Annotated in this window: 23 protein-coding genes; 13 read left to right on the top strand and 10 right to left on the bottom strand. The window is 62.6% G+C overall.

Annotated elements, in window-relative coordinates:
* Nucleotides 1–47: 47 nt before the first annotated feature.
* The gene (locus tag HX792_RS21745; protein ID WP_176998023.1) at nt 48–1,079 is read right to left on the bottom strand and encodes a LacI family DNA-binding transcriptional regulator; all 1,032 of its coding nucleotides are present in this window, start codon (nt 1,077–1,079) and stop codon (nt 48–50) included.
* Between the two features lie 212 nt (nt 1,080–1,291).
* Here HX792_RS21745 and HX792_RS21740 point away from each other — a divergent pair, with 212 nt between their 5' ends.
* Complete coding sequence (locus HX792_RS21740) at nt 1,292–1,825, top strand: gluconokinase (RefSeq protein ID WP_176998014.1); 534 nt, start codon at nt 1,292–1,294, stop codon at nt 1,823–1,825.
* Nucleotides 1,826–1,909: 84 nt separating this feature from the next.
* The gene (locus tag HX792_RS21735) at nt 1,910–3,262 is read left to right on the top strand and encodes a GntP family permease (protein ID WP_176998013.1); all 1,353 of its coding nucleotides are present in this window, start codon (nt 1,910–1,912) and stop codon (nt 3,260–3,262) included.
* A gap of 138 nt (nt 3,263–3,400) precedes the next feature.
* On the opposite strand, the gene alaC is transcribed toward HX792_RS21735, so the two are convergent.
* Nucleotides 3,401–4,612, bottom strand: coding sequence for an alanine transaminase (gene alaC / locus HX792_RS21730; RefSeq protein WP_176998012.1), 1,212 nt, complete (start codon nt 4,610–4,612; stop codon nt 3,401–3,403).
* Between the two features lie 195 nt (nt 4,613–4,807).
* Between alaC and HX792_RS21725 the strand changes: the two genes are divergently transcribed.
* Complete coding sequence (locus HX792_RS21725; protein ID WP_176998011.1) at nt 4,808–5,290, top strand: GyrI-like domain-containing protein; 483 nt, start codon at nt 4,808–4,810, stop codon at nt 5,288–5,290.
* An 88-nt stretch (nt 5,291–5,378) separates the two neighbouring features.
* Here the strand turns inward: HX792_RS21725 and HX792_RS21720 are convergent, their stop codons facing one another.
* Nucleotides 5,379–5,984 (bottom strand): pyridoxamine 5'-phosphate oxidase family protein, encoded by a 606-nt coding sequence (locus HX792_RS21720; RefSeq protein ID WP_176998010.1) that lies wholly within the window; start codon nt 5,982–5,984, stop codon nt 5,379–5,381.
* A 20-nt stretch (nt 5,985–6,004) separates the two neighbouring features.
* Nucleotides 6,005–6,493, bottom strand: coding sequence for an N-acetyltransferase (locus tag HX792_RS21715; protein ID WP_176998009.1), 489 nt, complete (start codon nt 6,491–6,493; stop codon nt 6,005–6,007).
* A 147-nt stretch (nt 6,494–6,640) separates the two neighbouring features.
* Here HX792_RS21715 and HX792_RS21710 point away from each other — a divergent pair, with 147 nt between their 5' ends.
* Genes HX792_RS21710 through HX792_RS21695 form a run of 4 tightly spaced genes read left to right on the top strand, consistent with a single transcriptional unit; the run spans nt 6,641 to nt 9,178 of the window.
* Entirely contained in the window at nt 6,641–7,060 is a 420-nt protein-coding gene (locus HX792_RS21710) for a nuclear transport factor 2 family protein (protein ID WP_176998008.1), read from the top strand.
* Nucleotides 7,061–7,102: 42 nt separating this feature from the next.
* Nucleotides 7,103–7,447 carry a YciI family protein gene (locus tag HX792_RS21705; RefSeq protein WP_176998007.1) on the top strand — a complete coding sequence of 115 codons (345 nt, stop codon included), beginning with the start codon at nt 7,103–7,105 and terminating at the stop codon, nt 7,445–7,447.
* Between the two features lie 34 nt (nt 7,448–7,481).
* A complete protein-coding gene (locus tag HX792_RS21700; RefSeq protein WP_176998006.1) occupies nt 7,482–7,958 on the top strand; it encodes an SRPBCC family protein in 477 nt (158 codons plus the stop codon).
* Nucleotides 7,955–9,178 (top strand): RNA polymerase sigma factor, encoded by a 1,224-nt coding sequence (locus HX792_RS21695; protein ID WP_176998005.1) that lies wholly within the window; start codon nt 7,955–7,957, stop codon nt 9,176–9,178. The genes HX792_RS21700 and HX792_RS21695 overlap by 4 nt, the downstream gene beginning before the upstream one ends.
* Before the next feature lie 113 nt (nt 9,179–9,291).
* Here the strand turns inward: HX792_RS21695 and HX792_RS21690 are convergent, their stop codons facing one another.
* Nucleotides 9,292–10,017 carry an SDR family oxidoreductase gene (locus HX792_RS21690; RefSeq protein ID WP_176998004.1) on the bottom strand — a complete coding sequence of 242 codons (726 nt, stop codon included), beginning with the start codon at nt 10,015–10,017 and terminating at the stop codon, nt 9,292–9,294.
* Between the two features lie 111 nt (nt 10,018–10,128).
* On the opposite strand from HX792_RS21690, the gene HX792_RS21685 reads away from it, so the two are divergent.
* Nucleotides 10,129–10,971 carry a LysR family transcriptional regulator gene (locus tag HX792_RS21685; RefSeq protein WP_176998003.1) on the top strand — a complete coding sequence of 281 codons (843 nt, stop codon included), beginning with the start codon at nt 10,129–10,131 and terminating at the stop codon, nt 10,969–10,971.
* A gap of 152 nt (nt 10,972–11,123) precedes the next feature.
* Here the strand turns inward: HX792_RS21685 and HX792_RS21680 are convergent, their stop codons facing one another.
* Nucleotides 11,124–11,978, bottom strand: a complete 855-nt coding sequence (locus HX792_RS21680) for a LysR family transcriptional regulator (RefSeq protein ID WP_176998002.1) — start codon at nt 11,976–11,978, stop codon at nt 11,124–11,126.
* Between the two features lie 88 nt (nt 11,979–12,066).
* Between HX792_RS21680 and HX792_RS21675 the strand changes: the two genes are divergently transcribed.
* Complete coding sequence (locus HX792_RS21675) at nt 12,067–12,504, top strand: multidrug/biocide efflux PACE transporter (protein ID WP_176998001.1); 438 nt, start codon at nt 12,067–12,069, stop codon at nt 12,502–12,504.
* Nucleotides 12,505–12,668: 164 nt separating this feature from the next.
* Here the strand turns inward: HX792_RS21675 and HX792_RS21670 are convergent, their stop codons facing one another.
* A complete protein-coding gene (locus HX792_RS21670) occupies nt 12,669–13,574 on the bottom strand; it encodes a LysR family transcriptional regulator (RefSeq protein ID WP_176998000.1) in 906 nt (301 codons plus the stop codon).
* A 50-nt stretch (nt 13,575–13,624) separates the two neighbouring features.
* Nucleotides 13,625–14,383: an SDR family NAD(P)-dependent oxidoreductase gene (locus tag HX792_RS21665; protein ID WP_176997999.1), complete on the bottom strand. Its 759-nt coding sequence runs from the start codon at nt 14,381–14,383 to the stop codon at nt 13,625–13,627.
* Between the two features lie 103 nt (nt 14,384–14,486).
* On the opposite strand from HX792_RS21665, the gene HX792_RS21660 reads away from it, so the two are divergent.
* Entirely contained in the window at nt 14,487–15,383 is an 897-nt protein-coding gene (locus tag HX792_RS21660) for a LysR family transcriptional regulator (RefSeq protein WP_176997998.1), read from the top strand.
* Here HX792_RS21660 and HX792_RS21655 read toward each other — a convergent pair.
* Entirely contained in the window at nt 15,380–16,297 is a 918-nt protein-coding gene (locus HX792_RS21655) for a LysR family transcriptional regulator (RefSeq protein ID WP_176997997.1), read from the bottom strand. The two genes, HX792_RS21660 and HX792_RS21655, sit on opposite strands and share 4 nt — an antisense overlap.
* 203 nt (nt 16,298–16,500) lie before the next feature.
* On the opposite strand from HX792_RS21655, the gene HX792_RS21650 reads away from it, so the two are divergent.
* Genes HX792_RS21650 through HX792_RS21640 form a run of 3 tightly spaced genes read left to right on the top strand, consistent with a single transcriptional unit; the run spans nt 16,501 to nt 19,165 of the window.
* Nucleotides 16,501–17,259: a 5-oxoprolinase subunit PxpA gene (locus HX792_RS21650; protein WP_176997996.1), complete on the top strand. Its 759-nt coding sequence runs from the start codon at nt 16,501–16,503 to the stop codon at nt 17,257–17,259.
* 59 nt (nt 17,260–17,318) lie between these two features.
* Nucleotides 17,319–18,197: an allophanate hydrolase subunit 1 gene (locus HX792_RS21645; protein WP_176997995.1), complete on the top strand. Its 879-nt coding sequence runs from the start codon at nt 17,319–17,321 to the stop codon at nt 18,195–18,197.
* On the top strand, nt 18,194–19,165 hold the full coding sequence (locus HX792_RS21640) for a biotin-dependent carboxyltransferase family protein (RefSeq protein WP_176997994.1): 972 nt from the start codon (nt 18,194–18,196) through the stop codon (nt 19,163–19,165). Before HX792_RS21645 ends, HX792_RS21640 begins: the two co-directional genes overlap by 4 nt.
* 98 nt (nt 19,166–19,263) lie before the next feature.
* Here the strand turns inward: HX792_RS21640 and HX792_RS21635 are convergent, their stop codons facing one another.
* Complete coding sequence (locus HX792_RS21635) at nt 19,264–20,880, bottom strand: inorganic phosphate transporter (protein WP_176997993.1); 1,617 nt, start codon at nt 20,878–20,880, stop codon at nt 19,264–19,266.
* Nucleotides 20,881–21,080 lie beyond the last annotated feature (200 nt).

The following is a 21,080-nucleotide window of genomic DNA, read 5'->3' as shown; positions in this document are numbered from 1 at the left end:
GCCATCGCCGGCAAGCCGGCTCACACAAAGGAATGCGTTCAGGCAGCTCAGGTACTTTCACGCACCTGCAGTTCAAACCCCATGTCCACCACCGGTTTGGCGATCTTGTTGCCCGCCATGACCGTCAGCAAATGCTCCGCCGCACGTCGCCCGATGGCTTCTCGCGGGGTGCTGATGCTGCTCAGGCGCGGCACCATGAAGGATGACGCCGGCAAATCGTTGAAACCCAGCACCGCCACACGTTCTGGCACCTTGATACCGTGGCGCAGGGCTTCCAGCAGGGCGCCTTGGGCCAGGTCGTCGTTGCCAAAGAAGATCGCATCCACATCTGGATGGGCTGCCAGCATCTGCAGGAACAGCTCGCCTCCTAGACCGACGGAGGAAGGCCGCGGGGTCAGCAGTTCCAGCGCCGGGTCGTACAGGCCTGCCTGCTGCAGCGCGCGGCGAAAGCCCTCGCCCCGCAGCAACGTGCGCTGGTCCAACTGCGCGCCGATATACGCCAGGCGCTTGCGCCCACGGGACAGCAGGTGCGCCGCTGCGGTTTCCCCTGCGCTCAGTTGCGAGAACCCCACGCAGTTCACGCCGGCGTTGGGGTCCAGGTCCATCATGTAGATGCACGGCACATTGCTGGCCTCGACCATCCGTCGCGCGCTCTCGGTGCGGTCGAAGCCGGTCAGCAGCAAGCCCCGTGGCTGATAAGCCATGTAGTTGCGCAGCAGGTTTTCTTCTTCTTCGCGGGAATAGTGGGAGTTGCCGATCAGCACTTCAAAGCCCTTGGGCCGCAGTACCTGGTGGATGGCTTCGAGGGTTTCGATAAACAGCAGGTTGGACAGCGACGGCACGATGACCACCACCGAATGGCTCTGCGCCGATGCCAAGGCACGGGCGGCCGGGTTGACCACGTAGTTCAGCTCGCTGGCGGCCTGCTGGACTTTTTCCACAAGTTCCTTGGCCACGGTGCTCACGCCCCGCAAGGCGCGGGACGCGGTAATCGGGCTGACGCCGGCCAGGCGGGCGACTTCGTTGAGGGTCGGGCGACCCGTGGTGCGCAATTTTTTATCGTTCTTGGAGGTCATCAGGCGGCTTGCCAAACAAAAATCGAGGCACTAAGGTAGCGCTGTCTCCAAATGGCTGCAAATGCTTGAACGCAGGGTTGCCTGATCCGGTTCAAATGATTGGAGAGGATGCACGCGTCACTCCATAAAAATGACAAGACGGCGCGGGAAAAGCCTGTTTTTGCACTAGCCTTACAGCGTGCAAAGGTAGCGCTATCTGCGTCCTGAGGTGTTTCATGAGTCAACCTGTTACCGCCCTGGTCATCATGGGTGTTTCCGGCTGTGGCAAGTCCAGCGTCAGCGAGGCCCTGTGCCGCCTGAACGGCGCCACCGCCATCGAAGGCGACAGCTTTCACCCCGCCGCGAACATCGAGAAGATGAGCGCCGGCCACCCCCTCAACGACGACGACCGCGCCGGCTGGCTCGACATCCTGTGCGATGAACTGCGCCGTTCGCTCAAGGCGGGCGAGCACCCGGTGCTCACCTGTTCAGCCCTGAAAAAGAAATACCGCGACCACCTGCGTGAAGCCGCGCCTGGCCTGGGGTTCGTCTTCCTGGAGCTGACCCGCGCCGTCGCCGCCGACCGCGTGTCCCATCGCCCCGGCCACTTCATGCCGGCAAGCCTGATCGACAGCCAGTTCGCCACCCTTGAATCGCCCGTGGGCGAGCCGCTGACCCTGGCCCTCAACGCCAGCGAAGACAGCGTCGAGGAGCTGGCCGAGCAAACCAACGCCTGGTGGCTGCAACACGGCTTTGAACCTACTCATTAATTTTTTGCCGGAAAAGATAGCGCTATCCCCGGCGAAAGATTCAACACCCGCTTTAATAACAACAACAAACAGGAGAGACCCCCCATGTTTGGCATGTCCCACGAGTCTTACCTACTGCTCGATGCAGTGGTCACTATCATCGGGTTGATCGTTCTGATCACCAAGTTCAAGGTGCACCCGTTCATTGCACTGATCATCGCGGCCGGCTTCCTCGGCCTGACCTCGGGCATGCCCGTGGACAAGATCATCAAGGCGTTCCAGGACGGTTTCGGCGGCGTGCTCGGCTTTGTCGGCATCATCCTTGCGCTGGGCACGATGCTCGGCAAGATGATGGCCGAATCCGGCGGCGCCGATCAGATCGCCCAAACCCTGATCCGCGCCTTCGGTAAAGAGAAGGTGCAGTGGGCGATGATGTTCGCCGCGTTCCTGGTGGGCATCCCGCTGTTCTTCGAGATCGGCTTTGTACTGCTGATCCCGCTGGTGTTTATCGTCGCGCGCCGCACCGGTGTTTCGCTGATCAAGATCGGCATCCCGTTGCTCGCCGGCCTGTCGGCGGTGCACGGCCTGGTGCCGCCGCACCCGGGCCCATTGCTGGCCATCGGCGTGTTTGGCGCGGACATCGGCAAGACCATCCTGTACGGCCTGATCGTCGCATTGCCGACCGCTATCATCGCCGGCCCGATCTTCGGCACGTTCATCGCCAAGTACATCCCGGGCAACCCGTCCCAGGAACTGGTCGACCAACTGGCCCGTGAGCCAGAAAACAAGAACCTGCCGAGCTTCAGCGTGACACTGATCACCGTGTTGCTGCCGGTGTTCCTGATGCTGCTCAAGACCTTCGCCGACATCGCCCTGCCGGACGGCCACGCCATTCGCAACTGGATGGACATGATCGGCCACCCGATCACCGCGCTGCTGCTGGCGTTGCTGCTGTCGCTGTACACCTTTGGCCATCGCCAGGGCATCGGTTCCAAGCAGATCCTCAAGCTGCTCGACGCCAGCCTGGCGCCAACCGCTGCGATCATCCTGATCATCGGTGCTGGCGGTGGTTTCAAGCAGATGCTGGTGACCAGCGGCGTGGGTGACGTGATCGGCCACATGGCGGTGAACGCACAGATCAACCCGATTTTGCTGGCGTGGCTGGTGGCGGCGGTGATTCGTGTGGCGACCGGTTCAGCGACCGTGGCGACCATTACCGGCGCAGGCATCGTGGTGCCGGTGGTGGGGATGATTCCGGGGGTTAACCGTGAACTGCTGGTGTTGGCGACGGGGGCGGGCTCGTTGATCCTGTCTCACGTCAACGATGCGGGGTTCTGGCTGGTGAAGCAGTATTTCAACATGACTGTGGCTGAGACGTTCAAGACCTGGACGGCGATGGAGACCATCCTGTCGATTGTGGCGCTGATCTTCATCATGCTGTTGTCGTTGGTGGTGTAAGCCACACCACAAAACTTACTGCAGGAATTCAATATAGATGTGGGAGCTGGCTTGCCTGCGATAGCGGTGGTGAATTCACCGCCGCTATCGCAGGCAAGCCAGCTCCCACATTGATTGAGTTTTTACAGGTAGTTTGGGTCAGGCTTTAGGGCCCAGGCCATCGGCCCGGAACATCGTCCGAATCCCGCGCACCGCCTGGCGAATCCGGTCCTGGTTTTCGATCAGCGCGAAGCGCACATGATCATCGCCATACTCGCCAAAGCCGATCCCCGGCGATACACACACCTTGGCTTCCAGCAGCAGCTTCTTGGCAAACTCCAGCGAACCCATGGCGGCATACGCCTCGGGGATCTTCGCCCAGACGTACATCGACGCCTTCGGGTTCTCCACCATCCAGCCCAGCTCATGCAGGCCTTTAACCAGCACGTTGCGGCGTTGGCGGTACTGCTCGGCGATGTCCTTCACGCACTGCTGATCGCCTTCCAGGGCCGCAATGGCGGCGACTTGCAGCGGGGTGAAGGTGCCGTAGTCGTGGTAACTCTTGATGCGTGCCAGGGCGCTGACCAGTTCCGGGTTGCCCACCATGAAACCGATGCGCCAGCCGGCCATGTTGTAGCTCTTGGACAGGGTGAAAAACTCCACCGCAATGTCCTTGGCGCCCGGCACCTGCATGATCGACGGGGCTTTCCAGCCGTCGTAGACGATGTCGGCATAGGCCAGGTCGTGGATCACCAGCACGTCGTACTGCTTGGCCAGGGCGATCACGCGTTCAAAGAAATCCAGCTCCACGCACTGCGCGGTGGGGTTGGACGGGAAGCCCAGGATCATCATCTTCGGCTTGGGGATCGAGCCACGAATGGCGCGCTCCAGCTCGGCGAAGAAATCCACGCCGGGCACCAGTGGCACCGAGCGCACCTGGGCGCCGGCAATCACCGCGCCGTAGATGTGAATCGGGTAGCTCGGGTTAGGCACCAGCACGGTATCGCCCTGGTCCAGGGTGGCCAGCATCAAATGCGCCAGGCCTTCCTTGGAACCAATGGTCACGATGGCTTCGGACTCAGGGTCGATGTCCACTTCATAACGGTCTTTGTACCAACGCGAAATCGCCCGGCGCAGACGCGGAATGCCTTTGGAAGTGGAATAGCCGTGGGTGTCTTCGCGCTGGGCGACCTGCACGAGTTTTTCGACAATGTGCGGCGGCGTGGCGCCGTCGGGGTTACCCATGCTCAAGTCGATGATGTCTTCGCCGCGCCGACGCGCAGCCATCTTCAGTTCGGCAGTGATATTAAAAACGTAAGGGGGGAGTCGATCGATGCGCGCAAAGCGGCGCGGCGAACCTTGGTCTGCCATTGTTGCCTCGAAGTACGTAAGCGCCCGGAACCGTCCGAGCGACGTCGGCCACTGCGGTGGCCTGCGGGGCAGACAATACGGTCGATGATGGCCAGTTGTCCAGATGCGTAGGAAAATTTTCTGCGTGCAGTGTTGCGCGGATATCCCCCTATACTCGATACGGGTTTGTACCCTCATAAGAAGGAGACTGTTCGTATGGATCAGCAGACAAAGCAACCGTTGGAGCCACGCATGGAAGCGGGTAAAGCCCTGGTGATTGCCGGGGTGCAAGGGCGTTATTCGAAGGCGACCATCGGCGACATCCCGCGCTTGTGGGAGTTGTTCGACACCTGTGTCAAAGACATCAAACAGCGCGTGGGCGGTGTGACGTATGGGGTTTGCCATAACCCCAAGCATGGTGAATTCGACTACATGGCCGGCGTTGAAGTGCCGACCAAGGGCGACGTGCCAGGCAACTTCGAATCCATTGAAATCCCGCCGCTCAACTACGCCGTATTCCCGCATTACGGGCCGGTGCAGGCACTTGAGCAAACCTATGAACGCATCATGTTCGAGTGGCTGCCGCACTCGGGCTACAAAGTGATGGGTGCGGATTTCGAGCGCTACAGCGCCGATTTCGATGGGCGCAAAGGCACCGGCACCGTGGAGATCTGGTTGCCGATCGGCGAAAGAGGCTGACACACCGCCGTTGTAGGGGCCCGGCTTGCCGGCGATGTCGCCCTTGAAATTGCCATCGCCGGCAAGCCGGGCTCCTACAGAGGGTGGGTCAATACAGGGTGGCCTTGACCCGCTCCGGCATCTCGCGGTCATACGCCTCGGCATCAAACTGCCCGTCATTGAGCCGCTTGTGAAAGGCGCCGGCCGACGGCAGCGCCGAGCGTTCCAGGTGTTTTTCAGGGTTCCAGCAATCGGAACGCACAAACGCCTTTGAGCAGTGGAAATACGCACTTTCCACCTGCACCAGAATCACCGACTTCGCCGGTTTGCCATTCACCGCAAAACTCTCCAGCAACCCTGGCTCGATGGAAATCTGCGCACGGCCATTCACGCGCAACGTTTCGCCAATTCCCGGAATGATGAACAGCAAGGCAATGCGCGGGTCCTGCACCAGGTTGCGCAAGGTATCCAGGCGGTTGTTGCCGGGCCGATCAGGAATCGCCAGCGTGCGCTCATCCACAATCCGCACAAACCCCGGAACATCACCACGGGGCGAACCGTCCACACCGTCCGGCCCGGACGAACTCACCACCACCAGCGGCGAGGCGCGCACCATGGCCTGGTAATCCTCGTTGAGAAACGGGATCTCCTTGCGCACTGCCCGCTCGTGGGGGAGGCCGTAGAGGGTTTCGAGTTGTTCGAGGGTTGTCAGCATTTGCGCCACCTCCTTATCGTTCAAAAGACTAATGCCAGCCTGCGTTCATAGCCAATCCGCCCCTTATACGCCTCGCCACTGTCCACCCACCCGGTGCTCAGGTACAAACCCATCGCCGCCACATTGTCGGCATCCACCGACAATTCGATGGCCTTGACCTGCGGCCACGCAGCCAGCGCGGCGTCGGGCAGTGCCTGCAGACACGCCTTGCCGAACCCGCGGCCTTGTTGCCCGCGGTCCACTTGCAACGCATGCAGCGTGGCGCTGTGTTCATCGGCCCAATGGGGCAGGCACGGGGGGCGTTTGAGCAGCAGGAAGGCGACGGGCAACTCGTCGGCGAGCAGGGCAAAGCCTTTGATGGCGCCGGGGTTTGGGTTGACCAGCAGGCTGTTCAGCGCGCAGTAGATGTCCCCGGAGTACGCCAGTTGCTCGGGGTGTACTTGCAGGGCGTCGAGCTGCTGTTTTTGCACAAGGCTCAGCGTCTCATAGGGGACGAGGCGGGTTTCCATCGGGGGCGCATCCGAAATCCTACAAAGAGGGTTGGATTCTAGCGGGTTTGCCTGGGGCGAAATTATTTTTCAGCGGGCTGTCGATTGCAGCGAGGGCCGTTCGACTAAGGGTGTCTTCCGTGATTTTCCACCCGAAGGAGTATCGCCATGAGCACTGCCATCAACACCCTGATCGATCAATGGAAGCAAGCCGTGCTTGCCCGGGATATCGACAAAATTGTCAGCTATTACGCCGACGATATCGTCTCGTTCGACGCCGTCACCGCACTGCAATTCAAGGGCAAGGCCGCCTATCGCGCCCATTGGGAGGAATGCATGAAGCATTGCCCCGGCCCGGGTATTTTCGAGTTTCATGAGTTGCGTATCGTCGAGGCACAGGACAGCGCCTTTGCCCACTGGCTGGCCCATTGCGGTGGTGCGGGGCCGGACGGCGTGGTGAAGGCCTGCTGGATGCGGGTGACGGCCGGTTATCAGCGCATCAACGGCCAATGGCGCGTGGTGCATGAGCACTGGTCGGCGCCCTTCGACATGCTGAGCGGCACCGCGCTGTTCGAGCTGGAACCCTGATCGCCGGGGACTATAGTGGATAAGCCGAAAAGGGAGGCACCCATGAAATACCTCTGCCTGATCTACAGCAACGAACAGGTGCTGCACACCTCGCCTGACAGCCCCGCAGACCCGGAGTGTCTTGCCTACGCCCAGGCCATCCAGGCCAGCGGGCGGATGCTCGCCGCCGAGCCGCTGGAGTCGGTCACCACCGCCACCACCGTGCGCATGCGCAATGGCAAGTTGTCGATTACTGACGGGCCGTTCGCCGAAACCAAGGAGCAGCTCGCCGGGTTCTACCTGATCGAGGCCAAGGACTTGAACGAAGCGATCCAGGTGGCTGGCGGCATTCCGGCTGCGCGGGTCGGCAGCGTGGAAGTGCGCCCGGTGCGCCAATTGAATCTCTGAACACAACAACCACAAGACTCAGGAGGTTTGCCCCATGACCACTCAACCCGCCGAATTTGAACTGTCCATCAGCCGCGTGATCGACGCCCCACGCAGCCGCGTGTTCCGCGCCTGGACCGAGCCCGCCTTGTTGCAACAATGGTGGGGGCCCCACGGCATGACCACCCCCGAGTGCGAAATGAACCTGTGGGTCGGTGGCCTGTTTCGCACCTTGATGCGCGCACCGGACGGCGCGGAATACCCCACCCAAGGCGTGTTCCTGGAGATCGAAGCGCCCAGCCGCCTGGTGTTTACCGATGCCTATGCGCCGGGCTGGATCCCCTCGGGCAAGCCATTCATGACGGCCGAAGTCACCTTTGAAGAGGTCGATGGCAAGACCCTCTACACCGCCCGCGCCATGCACTGGAGCGAGGCCGACAAGCAGGCCCATGAAGCCATGGGCTTTCACGACGGCTGGGGCCAGAGCCTGGATCGCCTGGTGACGCTGGTGACCCAAGGCATGCCCGATTGACCGCGCAGGTCGAGGCCATTTACCGCAGCGAATCACGCCGCGTACTCGCGACGCTGATTCGCCTGTTGGGTGATTTCGACCTGGCCGAGGAGGCCTTGCACGAGGCGTTTTTTGTCGCCTTGCAACGCTGGCCCGAGGACGGCGTGCCGGACAACCCGCGCGCCTGGCTGGTGTCCACCGGCCGCTTCAAGGCCATCGACCGCCTGCGCCGTCAGGCGCGATTTACCCCCTTGCTACAGGAGCAGGCCGACGCACTGGAAGCGGCTGAGTGGAGTGCCGAGGACGTGGAAGACGACCGCCTGCGTTTGATCTTCACCTGCTGTCACCCGGCGCTGGCGGCCGACGCCCAGGCGGCCCTGACCCTGCGTGAGATCTGCGACCTCACCACCGAGGAAATCGCCCGCGCGTTCCTGGCCACCCCCACCACCATCGCCCAGCGCATCGTGCGCGCCAAAGGCAAGATCCGTGAGGCTCGCATTCCCTATCAGGTGCCGTCCCTGGCCGAATTGCCGGAGCGCCTGGACAGCGTGCTGCGGGTGATTTACCTGGTGTTCAACGAAGGCTATTCGGCGTCCATGGGCGCTGATCTCACCCGTGAAGACCTGACCCGCGAAGCCATTCGGCTCGGTCGTTTACTCATGGAGTTGCTGCCCGAACCGGAAGTCATGGGCTTGCTGGCGCTGATGCTGCTGCACGAATCCCGCCGAGCGGCGCGCACCTCGGCAAGTGGTGAGTTGGTGTTGTTGCATGAACAGGACCGAGGGTTGTGGGATACCGCCCTGATTGCTGAAGGCTGCGCGCTGGTGGAGCAGGCGTTGACCACCCGGCGTTTCGGCCCGTATTGCCTGCAGGCAGCGATTGCGGCGGTGCATGCCGAAGCGCCCTGTGCCGATGAAACCGACTGGTTGCAGATCGTCGGGCTCTACGATGTGTTGCTGCGGGAAGTGCCCTCGCCGGTGATCGAACTGAACCGCGCCGTGGCGGTGGCGATGGGGCAGGGACCACTGGCGGGGCTGGCGTTGGTGGAGGGGATTTTGCAGCGTGGTGAGTTGCTGGATTACCACTTGGCGCATTCGGCGCGGGGGGAATTCTGTCGGCAGCTGGGGCGTGTGGAAGAGGCGCGCACGGCGTACGAAAAAGCCCTGTCCTTGACCCAGCAAGCTCCAGAGAAACGCTTCCTCCAGCAACGCCTGGCCGAACTCAACGCAAAACAACTGTAGGAGCTGGCTTGCCAGCGATAGCGGTGTATCAGCCAACAGAGGTATTGGCTGACCCACCGCTATCGCCGGCAAGCCGGCTCCTACAGTGATCGGTGTTGTTTGCGCTTATTGGGTTACGGCTGCTGACGCGTGGCCGCCAACACGATCTCGCGAATGCACACATGCTGCGGTTGCCCGTAGGCGTAGGCAATCGCCGAGGCCACGTCATCCGCGCTGAGCACGGTGCCGCCCATGTCTTGTTTCCAGGCTTGGTAACCGCTCTTGATCGCCTCGTCGGTGGTGTGGCTGAGCAGTTCGGTTTCCACCGCGCCCGGGGCGATGGTGATCACGCGCACATTGCTCGGCGACAATTCTTCGCGCAGGTTCTCCGAAATCCCGTGTACTGCGAACTTGGTGCCTACGTAAGCCACGTGGTTCGGGAAGGTTTTGCGCCCAGCCACCGAGCTGACGTTGATGATGGTGCCACCCTTGCGTGCCACCATGCTGCCGGCCACCGCGTGAATGCCATTGAGCAGGCCTTTCACGTTGACGTCGAGCATCTGCTCCCATTGCGCCGGGTCTTGTTCGCTGACTGCGCCCAGCAGCATCACACCGGCATTGTTGATCAACGCGTCGGCCGGGCCGAATTGCGCTTCGGCTTCCTTCACGGCAGCGACCAAGGCTGCGCGGTCGGTGATATCCACGCCACGCGCCAGGGTGTTGGGCAGGGCCAGGTCGTTAAGGCGGTCGATGCGCCGCGCCAACAGCAGCAGCGGGTGACCGGCGGCCGACAGCAGGCGGGCAGTGGCTTCGCCGATACCGGAACTGGCACCGGTGATGATGATCAGTGGCTTGCTCATGATTGCACTCCTGGAATAAGAAAAATCGATAACTGAACCGTGGGCGCAGTATATTTAGCGCCAGTCAGGCTGAAAAATGCCTTATTTCTCTGTCTGTCATCGGATAAAGCTATGGATGTGCGTCACCTCAAAGCCTTTCTCGCGGTGTTCGAAGAACGCAATATCACGGCGGCTGCCCAGCGTTTGTTCATCAGCCAACCGACGCTGTCGGTGACCATCAAGCAGTTGGAAGACGAGCTGGGCGTGGCGTTGTTCGTGCGCCAGCCACGGGGCGTGGAGGTCAGCGCCGAAGCGCGGGTGCTGTACCCGCAGGCACGGCGCATGGTGGCCGAAGCCGATGCCTTGAGCCGCTTGTTTCGCGGGCGCGAAAACCGCATCGCCCTGGAATTGGGCGTGGAAGGCGACATTGCCGACAGCCAGATCGAAACCTTTCTGCGCATGGCGCACCAGGGGCTGCCGGGGTTGTTGCTGACCTTGCAGGAAGGCTGTGAGGGAGAAGGGCGCCTGGCCGTGGAAGAAATGTGCTGCGAGGACGAATTGTTCCTGCCGATCTGGGAAGAGTCCTACGTGATGGCGTTGCCAGCGGCTCACCCCATGGCGCAGGTGGGCAAAGAACAGGCATGGGCGCCGATTGAGGACTGGATCACCTGCCCGCAGCACGATTCCCATCAACGTTTGATGGCGCTGTACGGTCGCTCGCCGCAAGCGGTGGCGGGGCATGCCGGCTCGTTGACCCAGGCGTTGCACATGGTGGCGGCAGGTGTGGGCGTGGCGATGCTGCCGCAGTCGATGGCGGCCGAGCGCACCGGGGTGGTGATTCGCCAATGGCACCTGCCGGCCCCGACACGCCGCGTGGGCCTGTGCTTCGCCGCACAGGCGCTGGAATTGCCTGCCTTGCGCGCCCTGCACGAATACTTCCAGAACAACCGTCCGCCCCAGCTTTCAGCGGCCTGACCTCGTTCTGAAGGCCAGCACAGGTCAAATGTGGGAGCTGGCTTGCCTGCGAAAGCGGCGTGTCAGCTAGCATTTGATTCGACTGACACACCGCTTTCGCGGGCAAGCCCGCTCCCACAGGTTGATCTTCATTGTTTATTGGCGAGTGTTTGTTATTCCAGCATCTTGCCGAGCAACCACCCACCCGCCGGCCCAGGCGGATGATGCCGTGACCACAGCGCATCCACCGCCACCGAGCGCGGCCAGCTGCGCGCCTTGAGCTCCACCAACTGGCCGCCATCAAAACGCTCCACCAGCCAGCGCGGCAAGGGCGCCCAACCAAACCCCAACTGGGCCATTTCCATCAGCATCAAGTAACTGGGCGCCGACCACACCCGGCCACTGGGGCGGGTCTCGGTCGGGTTGATGATGCTGGCCAGGCGCAATTCGCGGTGTTGTTGCAGGGTGTCGGCGGAAATATTGTCCAGGCTCGCCAGCGGGTGTCTGGGTGCCACGTACAGCGCGATTTCTGTACGTTCTTCGACCGGCGCGCCGGTGAGGTCGGGTGGGTAGACGTCCTGTTTTTCAATAAACGCAACCTGCGCCCGGCCGCTTTGCACTAGGGCAATCAGGTCTTCGCACTCGGCGATCAGGCATTCGAGCTCAAGGTCCGGGTAGCGCTGTTCAAAGGCTTTGAGGGCAATTTCGAAACGGTCCGATTGGTAGGTGTCGGACATCGCAATCGTCAGCTTCGGCTCCAACCCCTGGGACAACTGGCTGGCAGCCAGTTCCAGGCGGCTGCTGGCTTCCAGCACCTGCTCGGCACGCAGCAACAGCACATGGCCGGCCGGGGTCAGGGTCGGCTTGCGGCTGCTGCGGTCGAACAGCTCCACATCCAGGTCAATCTCCAGGCTCGCCACCGCCGCGCTGACGGTGGACTGGCTCTTGCCCAGCTTGCGCGCCGCCGCCGAGAACGAGCCTTGGGTGGCCGCCTGTACAAACGCCTGCAGCACTTCGTTGGAGGCCATGACTATCGCCTTGATCGATGGTTATTAGTTATGAAGTATCGAGCAGGGGAGTAATGATGGCAACCGTCGCCACTCACGGAGCCGGGTCATGAACCCCACCAAATCGATGACTGAACGCGTTTGCCAAGCCCTGGGTTTTGAAGGGCTGGCCCTGCTGATCTGCACACCACTGCTGGTCTGGATCACCGGCCGGCCCGCCCTGGAAATGGGCGCGGTGACCCTGGGTATCAGCGTGCTGGCGCTGACCTGGAACATTATTTTCAACAGCCTGTTCGACCGCCTCAAGGTGCGCCTGCAACTGCCCACCAACAACTGGACGCGGGTGCTGCACGCGCTGATGTTTGAAGGCGGGCTGATCCTGGTGTGTGTGCCATTGATTGCGATGTGGCTGGGCATCAGCCTGTTGGAAGCCTTTATCCTCGACATCGGCGTGCTGCTGTTCTTCCTGCCGTACACCTACGTGTACCACCTGGGGTACGACATGATTCGGGAAAAAATCCTGCAACGTCGCACACTGGCGTTGTAACCCCGAACGCCGCCGCTGTAGCCGCCGGACACGACCCCTGTAGGAGCCCGGCTTGCCGGCGATGGGGCCCTTGAGATCGCCATCGCCGGCAAGCCGGGCTCCTACAAGGTGGGCGTACTTGAGATCGCCATCGCCGCGGTGCGACGATTCGACAAGCCGGGCTCCTACAGGGGGGTGAGTGTGGCCACGAAATCGAGGAAGGCCCGCACCTTGGCGGCGGGCAAATGCCGTGACGGGTAGTAGGCATACAACGGGAAACGTTCGTCGGGCCAGTCCGGAAACAACTCCACCAAACCACCGGCCTTGAGCGCCGGTGCAAGGCCCAGGTCGAGCATTTGCGCCACCGCGTGCCCGTGTTCGCACACGCTGTACAGGGTGCTGGCGTCGTTGACCACCAGGCGCCCGCTGGTGCGCACGGTCAGGCGTTCGCCGGGGCGATGGAATTCCCAGGCGAACGGCCGGCCGGTTTGCGAGTCGCGAAAGTCCAGGCACATGTGCCCGGTTTCCAGTGCCTGCGGGTGAGCGGGGCGGCCATAGGTTTCAAGGTAGGCGGGGGAGGCGACGGTGAGCACGCGCACTTCCATCAGCTTGCGCGCGATCAGCGAGGAGGATTGCGGGATGCCAAAGCGAATCGCCAGGTCAAAGCCGTCGGCCACCAGGTCGCCGAGTTGGTCGCGGGTGTGCAGGTCCAGTTGCAGTTGCGGGTAACGGCGCATGAAATCCCCCAGCACCGGGCCCAACACCAGCCGTGAAAAGTACGGGTCGATGTTCACCCGCAGGCGCCCGCGCACGGTGAGTGCACTGTCGGCGGCGGCGCTGGCGGCCTCTTCGAGGCCGGCCAACAACGGGGCGATCTCCTGGTAGAAACGCCGACCCTCATCGGTCAGTTGCACCGAGCGGGTGGTACGGTCGAACAGGCGAATCCCCAGGCGTTTTTCCAGCCGGGAAATCGCCCGGCTGACCCCCGACGGTGTCATCTCCAGGCTGTCGGCGGCACGCGCAAAACTGCCCATGTCTACCACGGCCGCCAACACGCCCATGCCGCCGGCCAAGCCTGGATCAAAACTCATCGGTGATTGCCTGTCAGTGATCTGAAGGCATTGATGCTAGCGCAGAACGCTTACAGAAACATGCCGCCCGAGGCTTCGATGCGTTGCCCGGTGATCCAGTTGCTGCCATCGGCCAGCAGGGTCGAGATCGCCCCGCCGATATCGTCGGGCAAACCGGCGCGGCCCAGCGCGGTGTTGTTGGCCACCATGGCATTGACCTGCGGGTTGTCGCGCACTGCGCCGCCACTGAAGTCGGTGGCGATGGCGCCCGGTGCCAGGGTGTTGACGGTAATCCCTCGTGGCCCCAACTCCTTGGCCTGGTAGCGCGACAGCACTTCCACCGCGCCTTTCATCGAGGCATACGCCGAATACCCCGGCAGGCTGAACCGCGCCAGGCCGCTGGAGATGTTGATGATGCGCCCACCATCGCTGATCAGCGGCAGCAGTTTTTGCGTGAGGAAAAACGGCGCCTTGAAGTGGATGGCCACCAGCTTGTCGAACTGCTCTTCAGTGGTCTCGGCGAAGCTGGCGTGAGCGCCGATGCCGGCGTTGTTGATCAGGAAATTAAAGTGATCCTGTGCGAAGACATCCTTGAGCACACGGCCGACTTCGCCGACAAAGTGATCGAAGGTGCCGCTTTGGCTCACGTCCAGTTGCAGCATGGCGGCGCGGCCGCCCAGGGCCTGAACCTGCTCGACCACCGCTTGTGCCTCAGCCGCAGCGCTGTGGTAGGTGCCGATGATGTCGACGCCTTGTGCTGCCAGGTGCAGCGCGGCGCTTTTGCCCAAGCCACGGCTGGCGCCGGTGATGAGTGCGATTTTGCGGGTCATGGTGCAGTCCTCTGAATGATCGTGGGACTGAGTGTATTTGTCCGCCTGTAACGTGATAAACAGGGCTATCCCGGAATCACTGGCCGGATGAGGCGAACAATCCATGAACAAACTTGAGCTGCTGCGCACCTTCGTGCGGGTCACCGAACTGTCGAGTTTCACCGGGGCTGGCGAAAGCCTGGGCCTGCCGCGTTCCACCGTGTCCGAGCACGTGCAGGCCCTGGAAGAACTGGTGGGCGCCCGCCTGTTGCAGCGCACCACCCGCAAGGTGCAGGCGACCCAGGACGGCCGTGTGCTGTATGAGCGCAGCAAGGACTTGCTGTCGCACATGGAAGAGCTGGAAGGCTTGTTTCGCCAAGACGAAACCCAACTGGCCGGGCGTATCCGCGTGGACATGCCCAACGTGATGGCCCGCGGCATGATCCTGCCGCACCTGCCGTCGTTCATGGAGCGCCACCCGCTGATCGAGATGCAGATCAGCAGTTCGGACCGCCAGGTCGACCTGATCGCCGAAGGGTTCGATTGTGTCTTGCGCGTCGGCGCCCAGCCCGATCAAACCGTGGTGGCCCGCAAGGTGTGCAGCATGCCCATGGCCAACTGCGCGAGCCCGGCCTACCTGCAACGCTACGGCACGCCCCGGACCCTCGACGACCTGGCCGACCATCAACTGGTGCACTACGTGCGGCCACTGGGCGCGCGCTCCACGGGCTTCGAATACCTGCAGGGCAACAAGGTGCAGCGGGTGGCGATGGCCGGGCGCGTCACTGTCAACAGCACCGATGCCTACCAGGCCGCCTGCCTGGGCGGGTTCGGCATCGTCCAGGTGCCGCTGCTGGGTATCCGCAGCTTACTGGCCAGTGGCGAGCTGGTGGCGGTGCTGCCGGAATACCAGGCGCCGCCGTTGGATGTGTCGTTGCTGTATGCCGGCCAGCGTCATTTGCCCTTGCGAGTGCGGGTGTTCATGGAGTGGTTGACCACCACCTTGCAGGCCCATCTTTAACGCCGTGCCGACAGTTGCTGCGGGGCCAGGAACGCATCGTGGAAGTAATCACGAAACGCCTGCATCGCCGGGGTAAATGCACGTTCGCGATGCCAGGCCAGGCCCACGCTCATGGGCGTCACCGGGTCAGTGACGGTCAGCGTTTCGATGCGCTTGCCTTCCAGGGACCAGGGGCGGTGCACCAGATCCGAGAGAATCGCCACGCCGCTGCCATTGGCGACCATGCTGCGCACGGCCTCCACCGAGCTGGTGCGCAGGCGCACATTGGGCGCCTGGCCGGCCTGTTCCCAATAGCGCATGGCGCTGTGTTCGGCCTCGTCGACGGTGAGTAGGATGTAGGGTTCCTGCGCCACATCCGCCAGGCTCACCGCATCGCGTTCGCACAGCGGGTGATGGCTGGGCAGCCACAGGCGACGCTCGGAGTTGAAGAGGATTTCGGACACGATGGCCGGGTGGGTGAGGTTGGCCGTAAGCACCACGGCCATGTCGAACTGGCCATCGAGCAGCCCTTGTTCGATGGCCTGGCGTTCTTGTTCGAAGACCTGGATGGTCACGTCCGGGTGCCAGTGTTCCATGCGCTGCAGGTGGTGCGGCAGGAAGTAACCCAGCACCGTGTAGCTGGCGGCAACCCGCAGCACACCGCTGGCGCGGTAGTCGGGCAGCGGGCTGTTCAGGGCGTCATCCACGCTGCGCAGGATCACGTAGGCGCGGTTGAGAAAGTGTCGCCCGGCGTCGGTGAGGTTCATGCCCTGGGCCGAGCGCACGAACAGTTGCACGCCGAGCATGGCTTCCAGCTCCTTGATCGCCGTGGTCACTGCCGACTGGGAGATGTTCAGGTGAATCGCCGCCTGGGAGATCTGGCCGATCTCGGCGGTGGCCACAAAATAACGGACTTGGCGCAGAGTCAGGGACATGCCGCATTCCTCGTAGGAGCCCGGCTTGCCGGCGATGGCGTCACCTGACCTATCGCCAGGTTTGAGACCGCTATCGCCGGCAAGCCGGGCTCCTACCTGTGGTGATATCTGATTTTCAGAAGATGGGTCATCTGATAATAGATCTTCCCAAGGGGTCAAGCTGCGGCCTACTTTTCCAGCATCACTTAGGCGGAGCGACTTCGATGCAGGCAGTGGATTTCAACTCGGACATGGGCGAAGGCTTCGGCCCCTGGACCATCGGCGACGGCGTCGACGCGGAACTGATGGCGTATATCAGCTCGGCCAACATCGCCACCGGCTTCCACGCCGGCGACCCCGGCACCATGCGCCGCACCGTCGAGCGCGCCAAGCAACTGGGCGTGGCCATCGGCGCGCACCCGGGCTTTCGCGACCTGGTCGGCTTTGGCCGTCGCCACATCAACGCGCCGGCCCAGGAACTGGTAGACGACATGCTCTACCAACTCGGCGCCCTGCGTGAAATTGCCCGCGCCCAGGGCGTGACCCTGCAACACATCAAGCCCCACGGCGCGTTGTACATGCACTTGGCGCGTGATGAAGAAGCGGCGCGGTTGCTGGTGCAGAACCTGCAACGCATCGAGCCGACGCTGTTGCTGTACTGCATGCCCAACTCGGTGATCTGGCGCATCGCCAAGGAACTGGGACAGCCGGTGGTGCGCGAATTTTATGCCGATCGTGAGTACGATCTGAGCGGCTCCATCGTGTTTACCCGCAATGTGCGGGCGCTGGATCCTGCGACTGTTGCAGCGCGCGTCCTGCGGGCATGCCAGACCGGACTTGTACGCACCGTAGAAGGCGAAGACCTGTTCATCGAATTCGATTCCATCTGTCTGCACAGCGACACGCCCGGCGCCCTCGAGTTGGTGGAAGCCACCCGCGAAGCGTTGGACCAGGCGGGTATCACCGTCAAGACACCCCAATAAAAAACGATCCCCGATTTTTTTTCGCCTGCCTTTCTACAATGATTCCAAGAGGAACAGACATGGCTGAAACGTCCCCCATCCGCTACAGCTTCGGCGGTGATGAACACCTGTTTGCCGAGGTCAGCGACAGCATGTCCCTGGAGGCCTTTTTCAAAGGCATGGCCGTGACCCGCGCCGTGGAGCGCCTGGCGCTGGAGGGCGTGCTGGATGTGTGCCTGGCCAACGCGTCGTTCCAGATCCGCTTCGACCCCGACCGTATCGCCCCCCATGTGCTGCTTGACGCGGTACAAACCGCCGAGGCCCAGGCCGTGGCCGAGCGCACCTTGCACACGCGCATCATCGAAATCCCGGTGCTCTACAACGACCCCTGGACCCATGAAACCCTGATGCGTTTTCGCGACCGCCATCAAGACCCCAGCGGCACGGACCTAGAGTACGCGGCGCGCATCAACGGCCTGGCTGATGTGGACGCGTTCATTGCCGCCCACAGCGGTGCGCCGTGGTTTGTGTCGATGGTGGGGTTTGTGGCGGGCCTGCCGTTCATGTTCCAGATGGTCGAGCGCGAACGCCAATTACAGGTGCCCAAGTACCTGCGCCCGCGCACCGACACGCCCAAGCTCACCCTCGGCCATGGCGGCTGTTTTGGCTGCATCTACTCGGTGCGGGGTGCCGGTGGCTACCAGATGTTCGGCGTGACCCCGGCGCCGATCTACGACCCGGCGCAGCAGTTGGCCTACCTGGAGGAACACATGGTGTTCTTCCGCCCCGGTGACATCGTGCAGTTCAAACCCATGGACCGCGACGCCTACGATCTGGCGGTGGCCGAGGTGGACGCCGGGCGGTTCGACCTGCGCATCCGCCCGGTGGAGTTTTCCCTCGATGCGTTTCTCGCCGACCCTATCGGTTATCCCAAATCCCTGCAGGAGGCGCTGGCATGATCAAGGTGCTCAAACCCGGCCTCGCCACGTCTGTGCAGGACCTTGGCCGCGAAGGCTATTACCACCTCGGCATCCCGCCCTCCGGTGCGCTGGACCAGTACGCCTTGAGCGCGGCCAACCATCTGGTGGGCAACCCCATCGGCGCGGCGGCACTGGAATGCACCTTGATCGGCCCCGAGCTGCAATTCCAGCAAGACGCGCTGGTGGCGCTCAGCGGCGCCTTGATGGCGCCGCGCCTGGACGGTGAAGTGGTGCACCAGGACACCGCCTTCCAGGTGCGCGCCGGGCAGGTGCTGCGCTTTGAATTCCCCAAGGCAGGCGCCCGTACTTACCTGGCGGTGGCCGGTGGCATCGATGTGCCGCTGGTGTTGGGCAGTCGCTCGACCTACACCCTTGGCGCCCTCGGCGGGTTTCAGGGGCGACGTTTGCAGGAAGGCGATGAGTTACCCATCGGCCAGGCCAGTGGCAGCGGGCGTGCCGGCAACAGTTTGCCCATGGCCCTGCGCCGCTCGGTGGGCGGTGACGTGACCCTGCGGGTAGTACCGGGGTTGTATTACGAGCGCCTGACGGAGGGTGCCAAAGGCAGCTTTTTTGCCGAGCCCTGGACCGTGGGTTCCGAGGCGGACCGCATCGGCTATCGCTTCAAGGGCGGCAGTGCGCTGAGCTTTCAGCCACGGGAGCAGCCGTTTGGCGCGGGGTCGGACCCTTCGAACATCGTCGACAGTTGCTACCCGATAGGTTCGATCCAGGTGCCGGCCGGCCTGGAGCCGATCGTGTTGCACCGCGATGCGGTGTCGGGCGGGGGCTACGCGATGATCGGTACGGTGATCAGCGCCGACCTGGATTTGATCGGGCAGATGCAGCCGAACCAGCGGGCGGGGTTTGTGGCGGTGACGCTGGAGGCGGCGTTGGAGGCGCGGCGGATCTACAAAAAGCGCCTCAAAGCCATGACCACATTATTCGCCTGACAAACACCCTTGCAGGAGCCCGGCTTGCCGGCGATGGCGTCCATGAGATCGCCATCGCCGGCAAGCCGGGCTCCTACAGAAGAGGGGGAGGTGTTGGGTCAGAACAGTTTGGTGAACAACCAGTACAGGCTGCCCGACAGCAGGATCGCCGCTGGCAACGTCAGCACCCACGCCATCACCAGGTTACGGATGGTGCGCATCTGCAAGCCGCCGCCATTGGCCACCATGGTCCCCGCCACACCGGACGACAATACATGGGTGGTCGAGACCGGCAACCCGTACATGTCCGCCGCGCCAATGGTCAGCATCGCGACCATTTCCGCCGAGGCACCTTGGGCATACGTCAGGTGGGTCTTGCCGATTTTTTCACCCACCGTCACCACGATGCGTTTCCAACCGACCATGGTGCCCAGGCCCAGGGCGATGGCCACGGCGATCTTCACCCACAGCGGGATAAAGCGCGTGGAATTGTCGATCTGGTCCTTGAACAGCTTGAGCTTGCCTTGGGTGTCGGCGTCGAAGTTGCCGACCTTGTCTTTGTCCATCAGGCGGATGGTTTCGCTGGTCAGGTACATGTCGTTACGCACGTTGCCCACTGCTTCCGCCGGCACTTTGGCCAGGGAGCCATAGCCTTTCACTTCATCACCGATCTGGCCGGCGAGGGCGGCGAGGGCGGGGACCAGTTCCGGCGTGGCTTCCTTGGTGCGCACGTAGGTCGAGAGAATCGGGCGCGGGTCACCGGGCAGCACTTGTGGTGCACTTTTCACCAGGGCCACTTGGGTCACTTCGGCCACGGCGGCAAACTGCAGCGACTGCTCGGCCGGCATGGTGCGGTTCAGCGCGTAGGCCATCGGCAGGGTGCCGACCAGGATCAGCATGATCAGGCCCATGCCTTTCTGGCCATCGTTGGAGCCGTGGGCGAACGAAACGCCGGTGCAGGTGGCGATCAGCATGCCGCGGATCCACCACGGCGGCGGGGTGTCGCCCTTCGGTGCCTTGTACAGCGAGCGGTTCTTCACAAAGGCGCGCAGAGCCAACAACAGCAGGGCGGCAAACACAAAGCCGATCAGCGGCGACAGCAACAGCGCGTAGCCAATCTTGATCGCTTGGCCCCAATCCACGCCGCTGGTGCCGTCACGCCCGTGCATCAAGGCGTTGGCCACGCCCACACCGATGATCGAACCGATCAGGGTGTGCGACGACGACGCCGGCAAACCCAGCCACCAAGTGCCGAGGTTCCACAGGATCGCGGCGATCAGCAGGGCGAAGATCATCGCGAAACCGGCCGACGAACCCACCTGCAAAATCAACTCGACCGGCAGCAGGGCAATGATGCCGAACGCCACGGCGCCGCTGGACAGCAGCACGCCGAGGAAGTTGAAGAAACCCGACCACACCACCGCGAAATGCGGCGGCAGCGAGTTGGTGTAGATCACCGTTGCCACGGCGTTGGCCGTGTCGTGAAAACCGTTGACGAACTCGAAGCCCAAGGCGATCAACAGCGCCACGCCCAGCAGCAGGAACGGGGTCCAGGTGGTGACCACCGTGCCCAGCTCGTGCATGTCGTGCATCAGGCTGTAGGCGGTGAACAACAGGCCCATGGCGAGCACGGCGAAGAAGATGATCACCGTCAGCAGGCCGGGTTTCTTGTCCAGCCGGGGTTTGGGGTCGGCGGGTGAGGCGGTGTTGGAGGCAGTCAGGGAAGGGGTGGCCATGCCGGAGCATCCAGTGTGGGGAGGATGTCGTTCATGATCATTGCAGAATGTTACAGAGATGCTGCGGTATGTCAGTGTTTAAGGAATTGGGGGTGCCACCTGTCCAATAAACACCGCAGAAACCATGTGGGAGCTGGCTTGCCTGCGATAGCGATCTTTCAATCAACAAATCTGTTGAATGTTAATCCGCTATCGCAGGC

This window comes from Pseudomonas sp. B6002, assembly GCF_013385985.1.
In the GTDB taxonomy this organism is placed as follows: Bacteria; Pseudomonadota; Gammaproteobacteria; order Pseudomonadales; family Pseudomonadaceae; genus Aquipseudomonas.
The sequence above is the reverse complement of the archived record's forward strand: the minus strand, read 5'-3'. Positions and strand labels throughout refer to the sequence as shown.